Here is an 8,761-nt window from a genome sequence, read left to right as displayed (position 1 = left end):
GCGCACCTTCCGAGTGACCGCCTTCGCTGCGCTCCGGCGCCCGGCTTCGCCGGGTTGACCTCTTCGCTTCGCTTCGAGGTGATCCGCTTCGCGGATCAGCCCTTCGGGCTGGGGAGGTTCCGCTTCGCTTCATCTCCCTGGCAGAGTCAGCTTCGCTTCCTCTGCCTGCGAACTCTACGGCTTCGCCTTCGAGTTCGTGAGCCCGCTTCGCGGGCTTGGCCAGCAGCGGGGGTCGGGGGCGATGCCTTCGGTCGTCTGCGGCTTCTGTCGGGGGTGGGGAGCAAATCCGGCTAGTGTCTCGGTCCAGTTTAGTGCTTCCTTGCTGAAAAACATTCTGAGAATCTGGATTCCTCTCTCCTGCCTCTTTCCATGGGCGGATCCCCTTGGAGGGAGCCGCAGGGTCTGTTGATCACAGGTCAGAGGCTTTGGCTTGCGGGGGGTTTGTGGCCTTTCTGCGCTCTCTGCGAGGGAGGGAAACGGGCTGTGCGGAGTCGTCGGTCCAGTCTGCGTCGAACAGTGCGGCCACGAGGGCTGCGTGCTGGGGTTCGAGTTGACCGGAGCGCTGCTTGGTGCGGGCTTTGGCGAGCCAGGGCCCGATCCTGACGTTCTCGCCGTCGACTGTGATCTCTTCACGGGCGGTGGGAGCACGCCCTTCCCTATGAAGGAAGAACTCGAGCAGCTGGACGGTCTGTTCGAAGGAGCGGCGGGTGCGGTGTGGCGGGGTCAGTGGATTTGTGTCAGGGGTGAGGCCGATCTCGGTGAGGAGGTTCTGCTGATGGGGGTGGAGGGTGGTGAAGCCGGTGAGTTGGCGGTGTAGCCAGCGGCCCGCCTTGACGGTGCCTAGAATGGTGTCCAGGTTCAGGGTGGCGGGATCGTGGCCGGCTGCGAGGTGGGCGCGGAGGACATGGTATTTGCGGTGCCAGTCCGGTCCGTGAGGGAGCTGCCAGTCGGGGTCGATGGCCGTGAGCGCGTGTGCGCGGGTCGAGGGAAGTTCGTTCTTGGCGGCCAGGGAGCGCTGTTCGGCCAGGAAGGCGCCGCCGGGGGCGGTGGCGGGGATGGCGAGGTGGCCGTGGGTGGCGTGGTAGTCGGTCACGGTGGTGAGGTTGGCGCGCCAGGCCGCGTCGTGTTTGTTCCAGATCATGTCGAGGGCGTCGAGTTCAGCGGTCCAGGCGGCGTCGAGCCGGCCGGTGGTGTGAGCGCCTCGCATGCCGGTGATGAAGGCTCCGAGTGTGTAGCCGGCGGGGTCGATGTAGTCGGTGGGGACATCGAGGTGGCCATGTTGGTCATGGAAGGACTGTGCGGCTGCGAGGCCTTCGCGCCGGGGGCGTGAGGTGGCGTCGCGAGGGTCGAACGTGACCAGGTCCATCGCCCTGGCGATCCGTTCGGGGTGGACGGTGAAGTCGAAGCGCCAGCGGTGCTGAATGAGCCGGCTGGTCTCTCTGGGGAGGCGGTTGGCCTTGTCGGGGAGGCGTTCGGCGATGCGGTGGTCGTGGCTGGCCAGGGCAGTGGTGATCGCCCACACCGGCTCGTAGGCGGTCCCCAGGATGTTCTGCGGGTCAGCGCCCGCCGGAATGTAGACGGGGATGATCAGGCTGGCGACTTTGCCGCTCACCGACAGACGCAAGGACCGGCCCAGGGCTTGAACGCAGCGGCGGACGCTCCGTGTGGGGTCGGCGAAGACGACCGCGTCCACGCTGGGAATGTCGACGCCTTCGGCGATCAGCTTGGCGTTCGCGAGAATCGCGAAGGGCGCGGCCGCGAAGTCGGCGAAGATGGCCGTGCGCTGCTGCGGGGTGTGCTCGCCGTGGACGAAGAACAGCCGCGGATCGACGTCAGGGCACAGCTCGGGAGCGGTGCGGCGCAGTTGACGCAGGGTGTGGCCGACTTCTCGGGCGAAGCGTTTGGCGTCTTCGACGAGGTTGAAGTAGACCAGCACCCGCCGTAGTCCGTGCTCGGACATCGTTTTGAGGACGGCCAGGTGCAGGGCTGTTGTGCGTAGCGCGTCGTCTGTGCCGGGGCCGTCGTCTTGGGTGGGTGCGGGGAGGTTGAGACGTTCGCGGAGTTCGGGGTCGGTGAGGGTGGGGACCACGATCCGGTAGTCGGCTGCTCGGCCGTCTGCGATGGCCTGGGCGAGGGGATATTCGTGGATCTTCTTGCCGTAGACGGCTTCGTTGTCCATCGAGTTGGCGAAGTCGCCGGCGTCTGCCGCCAAGGGGTGCCGTCGACGGGGGCGGGTGGTGTCGGCGGACTCGGAGAGGTCCGGGCCGGCCAGGATCCGCGGGGTGGCGGTCATGTAGAGGCGGCGTTCGGCTCGGATGCGGGTGGCGTCGTGGACTGCGGCCCATTTCTTGTCGGCGCGGCCGGCGATCCTGTGCGCCTCGTCCATGACCATCAGGTCGAACGGAGGTACCTCGAACCGTGTGTGCCGGGTGTTCTCGATCTTGTCGAGGGAATCGTAGGTGCAGACCACCGTCAGCGCCGGGAGCTGATTCGCCCCCTCCCCCACCACCGACATCAGACCGGCCAGAGCACGAAAGTCACCGGTTGAACCGACCCGGTGCGTGACGAGAGCGTCGTGGCCGGAGGAGTCCATGGACGACACGATCAGCATGTGCTCCGTGCGGCCGTCGGCGCGCCAGGCCAGTGCGGTCTGCACAGCCAGGTCCAAAGTGGGCACCACGAAGAGCACCAGCCTGGCGCCGAGAGTCTCGGCGATCCGGATCGAGGCAAGGGTCTTGCCGGTACCGGTGGCCGACACGTACAGAGCGCGCGTACCCGGTCGGCGCAGATGCCGCACCGCCTGCTGCACGCCCTGTGCCTGGTCCGGGAACAGATGCGCCCGCTCGGGGCCGCCGGGCCGGGCAGGTGTCGGAGTTGCGGTGCTCATAGCGACCATGCTCCCAGCAGCGACAGGGTGAAGGAGAGACAGATGCGCTCGGGTGGGGCGCAGCACGCCGGATGACCCGCCCTGACAGCGGCCAGTTTGGGACTCCCCGCCGGCGGCCATTTGTGCTCCCCACCGTGGCCACGTCGATTCCCCGCTCGCGGCCGGATCAGGCACTCGGCGTGAGTTATCCGCGTCCCCGGTCACCCCACCATGGCAGGAGCGGCGGAAGGTCTCCGAGGCCGCCGCCGGAGGGCCGCTTCGGCATGCGGGACTCGCCGTCGTCCCCGTCCCAGCGGCGGGCGTACTGATCCGGCAGGCTTCCCCAGCCCCAGTACGGAGCCGGGCCGCCCGGCTCCATGCCCAGCACGTCCAGGGGATCGATCCGCTTCTCCGCCACCGTGCACAGGTGAGCCCAGCCGTCACCCAATCGAAGACGTAGGCGAACCGCTCGCCGGCTTCCAGCCTGCTCAGCTTGGTCGATCGACCGTCGACCGTGCCATCGGGCGCTTCCCCGTCCCACCATTGCAGCGGGCTGACGCCGGTACCGTCTCCCAGCGTGAACATGTGCAGGTGAGCCAAGTCCCAGCGGCCGAAGGCGACATCGACGGACTCCGCGAATTGTGCAAAGGAGTGCGAACGCGAGGCAGCGAGCACCCGCCCAGGACGCGGCCAGAAATCTGCGCCCTGGCCGGACACCAGCTCCACACGGATCGACAGCCACGTACGCGCCACGTTCAGGTCCCTTTCCCACCCCAGTCCAACCGGGGGTCCGCTCCGCAAAGTTACCTCCACGTGGGGAGCCGAACCGGCCGTCCGTGGGGACTATCCACTGGTGGCCGCCGACACCGCCGTTTTGCCTCTTGGCACCGGACGTGGCGGCCTCGCGGGAGCGTCTTGGTCTCCGTGGCTGTCGAGGCGGGGCCGTGGGGCTGGGTCAGCTCTGCTCGGGTTCTGTCGGTTCGGGACCGCTCGTCGACTCCTCGGTGGTGTTCACCTTGAGGGCACTGCCGTGCCGGGCTGAGGCTGGGTGGGTAGTTGTGGGGTGACGGTGGGGGGTGTGGTCTGTTCGGCGAGTTTGCGGTAGCCGGTCAGGGTGAGGGCGCGCCAGGCGCGGTAGAACCCGAATGCGGCCAGCAGGCCAAGGACGGTGGTGGCACCGAGGATGAGCGGGCGGTGATCGAGGGGGTATCGCAGCATGGCCAGGTCCGCGGTGAGGGTCAGGGCCAGGGTATTGAGGAACCATCCGCGGCAGATGCGCATGCGGGAGCGGGCGTAGTCGGCCCGGGCCGCCAGCGTGGGGAAGTCGGCCAGGCGAAGGCGTGCCTGCGCGTATGCGCTGCTGGAGGCGAAGTATCGGGAGCGCAGACGGCGGCGGTGCGGGGTTAAGGCGGTGTCGGCGGCCCGGTCGAGGAGGATACCCAGGGCGTAGGCGGCGGCGAGGGACACGCCGGTGGCCAGGGAGGAACCCGCCACGGGGGCGAGTTTGGTCGTGTTGGCAGGGCCGATGAGGGCGATGAGGAGCAGGACCGCCGCGGTGAGTGTGCCGATGCCGACGACGAGGACCTCGATGAACATCGCGGTGGCCGCGGCCAGCGCGGGGGTTTCCGGTTGTGCGGACTTCGTCATAGGGAGACCCCCCAGATTTCTGCCATGTCGGTGAGCATGGTGTGCGGTAGCCGGCCGTTCCAGGTGCTCTTGAGGCGGTAGCGGGCATGGATCAGCCGTTCGAAGATGATCAGGCTTTCCGGCTGGCTGGCCAGCATGTAGCGGCCATGCTTGAGGAAGTGGTCGCTGGTGGGGCCGTAGTCGGCGTAGGCACGCTGGATGCGTACGCGGTATTTTTCGGCGAATTCGGCCAGGTGTTCACCGTAGGCGCCCTCGTCGCCGATGGTTGGCGCCAGGACGTCAAGGATGTCGTGCGACAGATCCCTGCTGTAGGGGTGATCGGTGAACGTGCGATAGACCTGTTCGGCCATGTCGAGGAGCAGGTTGCTGCGCAGGAGCTCGGGATGCTGCGCCATGGCTTTTACCCCCCGTTCAACCTCGAGGTCGTACAACTCGACCAGCGCAATCAGACGGTATAGCGAGCGACTGACATCCGGTGGTGGGGTGACGCCGGGCTTGTACAGGAGCCGGTGGGACATGCGCGACCACAAGTCGACAGCCTCGGTGCGCAGTTGGATCTCACACTGGTACGGGACATCATCCGGGTCCTTTTCCGCGCCGAACATGACGGCCTGGACGTGCAGCCGCGGGTAGCTCAGGCGGTACTGGTCGTCGTGGGTGTCACGGTCGTCCTGCACCTCGACGATGTCGAGGGACTCCTTGATCAATTCCAGGGCGGGGTCGATAAGCCCCCGGTGGGGTACGACCAGACGCACGCCGGCCTTGTCGGTGATCTGTGTCCAAGGGTCGGCGTAGTTCTTGCGGTACACCTTCGTGTTGAAGCTGCTGAGTTCCTTGGCCCGGGAGGTCACCTGGCAGGTGATCCCCTTGCGTGCGGCGCGGTGGAAGAGGTGGGTCTCGGTGGCTTTGGCGGCCGCCTCGATACGCGGGCGTTCCTCGCGGTAGCGCTGGAAGGCCTCGTCGGCGGTCAAAGGCATGTAGGCCCTGCTGGGATCGCGGGGACGAGGGTGGTGTCCGCGGGACTCATGGCTGCGCCGGCAAGAGGTCATCGCCCGTTCTGGCGTGCGGCATACGAGCCGGGCCGGTGAGAACGGCACTCTCGAGGCCCGGAATCATCTCCGTTTGGGACGGTCGTTCCTCCGGCTGGCTTTGAACCTTGGGCTGGCGGCCCGCCGCGGCGCCACTGCTGGTTTTGAGGAGTGTGCCGGTGACCGTGACGGTGGTGCGGCCGTCTTCGAGGTCCTCCAGGACCACGGTGCCGTCCTGTACGGCTTCCAGCGGGGCGACCAGGAAGGCCCCGTTGACGAGGTCCACCCGCATCTTCCGCAGCCGGCTGCCGATGAGGTTGGTGTCCTTGTCGAACGAGCGGGTGGGAACGTCGTTCTCTGCCAGGAACGCGGCGAAGTCATCGCGGTGCGGTTCCCGCAGGTGGGTTTCCAGGAACGCCGCGGGGTCCAGCGTCGCGCAGCCTCGGGATCAGCGCCGACCAGGGAACACAGCTCGGACTCCAGCTGGGCCATCGCCTGATTCGCTGCCACAGAGGCACTTTGTTCACGCTTCACACCACAGTGAACGAAACCCGGTCACGCAAGGTTCTCACTGAACGCTGACCGGCCAGGATGAGAAACACGCACTTACTCCAGTCCGCGACCCGCGAAGCGTCTAACGCGCCGGCAGGCCGTGCTCCTCACCCCCGGCGCGAACCCAAGCCCCGCAACGGGCCCGCAGCCGTCACCCAGGCGTCACTCACCCGGGCCGCGCGCGCCACCAGCCCGCCGCGGCGGTCGTCCTCACCACCGCCGACCCGCAGCCCCCGGGCGGAGCCTCCACCTCCCGAGCTCAGCCGATGCCCGCCCCGCCGGCCCGCCGGCTCTCGACGAACAGAGAACCACTGGAAAAATCGCCATGACAGTGGTTCAATAAGTTTCGCCGCAAGGGGAGGGCAAACCCCGACCGGCTCCAGGCATGCCCGACCTGACACCCCTTCACGTATCCACAGGAGCACCCGTGCGCCCCGAGCCGCAGGACGACCACGTCCACGCCCGAGCGATCCCCCGCCCCCGCGGCCACCAGCCCTCGGACAGCTACGGCACCGCCCGCGCCTCGCGCATCCCCCGCCAGGCGGGCACCGACCGAATCGACGACCACTGAGCACACCACGGCACCCGAAAAACGGCGCGGCCGCCGGGGACGAACCCCGGCGGCCGCGGCCGAAACGTAGATCGCCCGGCGGCACAATGGGCAAAAGGCCGCCGGGCGGGAGTCCCCTTCACACTGAACGGCCTCACGGCCCCACAGAAGGAACACCCCCATGGTAGACCCCACCGCGACGGACCGGCCACGCCCCTACGACCACGTGCGCCTGCGCCCCGGTAACTCCCTCGGCGCCGACCCCGCCACCCCGTACCTCGTCGTCGACGTCCTCGACACCGAGCCCCCCACCATCGAGCTGTGGCACCTCGCCGACCACCCCAACCACCAGGACTGGGCCGGCGCCACCGCCCTCACCGACATCGCGCTCGTCGTCCGCGTCGCCACCGGCGACACCCGCACCTGGGCCCCCTGCCCCATCCACCACCCGGAGACGTCCATGACCGAGACCCCCGAACCACGCCGCGTCACCCGCGCCGACCTCTCCGCCACCCACGGCATCCCCGAAAGCACCCTCGCCCGCTGGTACTCCAAGCGCGACACCAACGGCCACCCCCTCGCGGAGCGCAACGGCAAAACCCTCGAATGGGACGCCACCGAATGGGCGGAATGGCACCGCAGCCAGCACCGACAGGACCCCAACCTCGTCAACGTCAGCGAGTTCGCCAAAATCCTCGGTCACAAAGACCACACCTGGGTCAGCAAGGCCGCCACCATCCCCCCGCCCGGATTCCCCGAACCCGTCGAATGGGACGACCCCGTAAATCGCCGCCGCCCCAAGTGGCGTCGCTCCGAAGCCCAAGCCTTCGCCGACAACCGCGTGGAGCGCACCGCACCCGCCGGAGCCGGCCGACGCGCGGGATCCCGAGCAGGCACCCGCTACGCCAACGACGAACGCCTCACCGCGGCCATCAAAAGCCTCACCGACCACCCCGACGACCGACCCACCCGCCACATCGAGCGACTCCACCAACTCCTCCCCGGTTCCTCCCCCAGCGCCTGGACCCAAATCCTCAAAGCCGCCCGCGACCAGATGGCCGAAGCCCAGGCCGCACCTCACCAGCAGCCTTGACCCAAGTGGGCCTGGCCGGACGGCGAGGGAATGGCCACCGCGTACATCGACCCACCCCCCGGGGCCCGAGACCGGTCGTCGAGAATGAAGGCCGAACAGGCCCGCGGCCGCAACGCGGCGCCCAAACCGACTATCCAGAACGAACGATGGGGGAACGCCATGAGCATCACCAGGACCACTCGTAGAACGCGGGCCAAGATCGCCGTGTCCATCGGGGCCCTGGCCGCGGGCTCACTCATACTCACCGCCTGCAGCGGAAGCAGCGGCAGCGGCAGCGGCAGCGAGCGTGACGGTACCTACTACATCAAGGACGTCAACGGCACGTCCAAACTCGGCCAGCTGGTCGTCAAGGGCAACAGTGTCTCGCATCATGAGTACAACTGCGATGGTGTCTACGAGGAGCCGGACGTGACCAGCACCGGCGAGTTCAACAAGGATCAGTCCCAGATCATCTGGACGGTCGCCGGAGAGGACACCCGCAACAGGCGGACCGGCAGCGAGTCCATCTCAACCAGCGAAACCTCGATCAGCATCAGCGGTAGCGCGTACGTGCGGGACAACTCCGATGCCGGCAAGGCTCTGCTGGACGGCTACAAGACCAAGTGCGGGAAGTAGCGTCGACGTCCCGCTCGGCCGGCCAAGCAGCGCAGAACCCCGTGGGCATCGCGTCCACGGGGTTCTGTTTTTCCTCGGCTGGTCAAGCCTCTGACGCCTACTCCTGAAGCTGCTGCGCCCGGTACTCCTCGATCGTCTCCGGCGGCCAGCCGTACTTTGGGACATGCTGCTCGACGAAATCGAGTTCGGCCCACGCTGCCGACCTCCGGATTCTCGACTGGGCCATCACGACGAACACCATCTCGTCAAGCGTCGGCTGGCCGCTGGCATCCATGTCCCGACCGTACATGCAGGGCAAACGTTGGCTGATGCAGCACTAGTAGGACTCCGTTAGGTTGCTCTTGATCTTGGTGTGGTGTGTGGTCTGTTCGGGAGGGGCTGCCGGCAGGTGGTGCAGACACCGGTCCAGC

At 67.6% G+C, this 8,761-nt stretch carries 9 protein-coding genes; 3 read left to right on the top strand and 6 right to left on the bottom strand.

The features are described 5' to 3' along the window. Window positions 1-409 precede the first annotated feature (409 nt). The 5 genes from AB0D46_RS37980 to AB0D46_RS37960 all read right to left on the bottom strand — a co-directional run bounded on the left by AB0D46_RS37980 (window position 410) and on the right by AB0D46_RS37960 (window position 5,827). Window positions 410-2,887, bottom strand: coding sequence for a Helicase associated domain protein (locus AB0D46_RS37980; protein WP_362884602.1), 2,478 nt, complete (start codon window positions 2,885-2,887; stop codon window positions 410-412). A gap of 184 nt (window positions 2,888-3,071) precedes the next feature. Continuing rightward, on the bottom strand, window positions 3,072-3,284 hold the full coding sequence (locus AB0D46_RS37975; protein WP_362884600.1) for a hypothetical protein: 213 nt from the start codon (window positions 3,282-3,284) through the stop codon (window positions 3,072-3,074). A 593-nt stretch (window positions 3,285-3,877) separates the two neighbouring features. Continuing rightward, entirely contained in the window at window positions 3,878-4,513 is a 636-nt protein-coding gene (locus AB0D46_RS37970; RefSeq protein ID WP_362884598.1) for a hypothetical protein, read from the bottom strand. After that, window positions 4,510-5,490 (bottom strand): hypothetical protein, encoded by a 981-nt coding sequence (locus tag AB0D46_RS37965; RefSeq protein WP_362884596.1) that lies wholly within the window; start codon window positions 5,488-5,490, stop codon window positions 4,510-4,512. Before AB0D46_RS37965 ends, AB0D46_RS37970 begins: the two co-directional genes overlap by 4 nt. A 46-nt stretch (window positions 5,491-5,536) precedes the next feature. Then, the gene (locus tag AB0D46_RS37960; protein ID WP_362884594.1) at window positions 5,537-5,827 is read right to left on the bottom strand and encodes a hypothetical protein; all 291 of its coding nucleotides are present in this window, start codon (window positions 5,825-5,827) and stop codon (window positions 5,537-5,539) included. A gap of 693 nt (window positions 5,828-6,520) precedes the next feature. Here AB0D46_RS37960 and AB0D46_RS37955 point away from each other — a divergent pair. The 3 genes from AB0D46_RS37955 to AB0D46_RS37945 all read left to right on the top strand — a co-directional run bounded on the left by AB0D46_RS37955 (window position 6,521) and on the right by AB0D46_RS37945 (window position 8,351). Next, window positions 6,521-6,664, top strand: coding sequence for a hypothetical protein (locus AB0D46_RS37955; RefSeq protein WP_362884592.1), 144 nt, complete (start codon window positions 6,521-6,523; stop codon window positions 6,662-6,664). 160 nt (window positions 6,665-6,824) lie between these two features. After that, the gene (locus AB0D46_RS37950) at window positions 6,825-7,736 is read left to right on the top strand and encodes a DUF6211 family protein (RefSeq protein ID WP_362884590.1); all 912 of its coding nucleotides are present in this window, start codon (window positions 6,825-6,827) and stop codon (window positions 7,734-7,736) included. 84 nt (window positions 7,737-7,820) lie between these two features. Further along, window positions 7,821-8,351, top strand: coding sequence for a hypothetical protein (locus AB0D46_RS37945; protein WP_362884588.1), 531 nt, complete (start codon window positions 7,821-7,823; stop codon window positions 8,349-8,351). A 97-nt stretch (window positions 8,352-8,448) separates the two neighbouring features. On the opposite strand, the gene AB0D46_RS37940 is transcribed toward AB0D46_RS37945, so the two are convergent. Then, a complete protein-coding gene (locus AB0D46_RS37940; protein ID WP_266662342.1) occupies window positions 8,449-8,625 on the bottom strand; it encodes a hypothetical protein in 177 nt (58 codons plus the stop codon). Window positions 8,626-8,761 lie beyond the last annotated feature (136 nt).

It is taken from the genome of Streptomyces sp. NPDC048383, from assembly GCF_040651775.1.
Lineage (GTDB): Bacteria > Actinomycetota > Actinomycetes > Streptomycetales > Streptomycetaceae > Streptomyces.
The sequence above is the reverse complement of the archived record's forward strand: the minus strand, read 5'-3'. Positions and strand labels throughout refer to the sequence as shown.